Below are 595 nucleotides of genomic sequence, written 5' to 3' on the forward strand. Positions count from 1 at the left end.
CCACAATCAAACCCGCTACAAAACCGATAATGCCGTTAAGCAAAATAGGCAGAATCGCTGTAGCAACCGAATGACCACTAAAGTTCATAATAATCGGTTCTACAAAGTGGTGAATGGCGGGCACGTTGTGCACTACAATCCCGCCACCGACTAAAAACATCGCAGCAGTTCCCACAATCGTTAACAACTTCATCAGCTTTGGTGCAAAAGCAACTAAAGCACTGCCAACTTTCGCCATCCAGCCCTTACCTTTTGAGCGAATTTCAAGGTAGAAGCCCAAGTCATCCAATTTCACGATGCCTGCTACTAAGCCATAAACACCAATGGTCATGATGACCGCAATTAAGCTCACCACTAAGATTTGCGTCACAAGACTCGCCCCAGTCACGGTGCCCAAAGCAATCACAATAATTTCCGCTGAGAGAATAAAATCGGTTCGAATCGCACCTGCAACTTTTCGCTTTTCGTAATCCTCTAACGACTCGCCCGTGTCCACCAACTCTTCTTTTTCTTCATGGGGATGTGAGCGTGGAAACAGTTTTTCGAGTACTTTTTCAGCCCCTTCAAAACAGAGAAACAAACCGCCGATTAGTAG

1 protein-coding gene is annotated in these 595 nt (G+C 45.7%); it reads right to left on the reverse strand.

Annotated features, from left to right (window positions below):
• Window positions 1-595 (reverse strand): DUF808 family protein (locus tag R7Q48_RS29075; RefSeq protein ID WP_318133828.1); only part of this gene is annotated, 595 nt, incomplete at both ends.

Source organism: Vibrio sp. 378 (assembly GCF_033339435.1).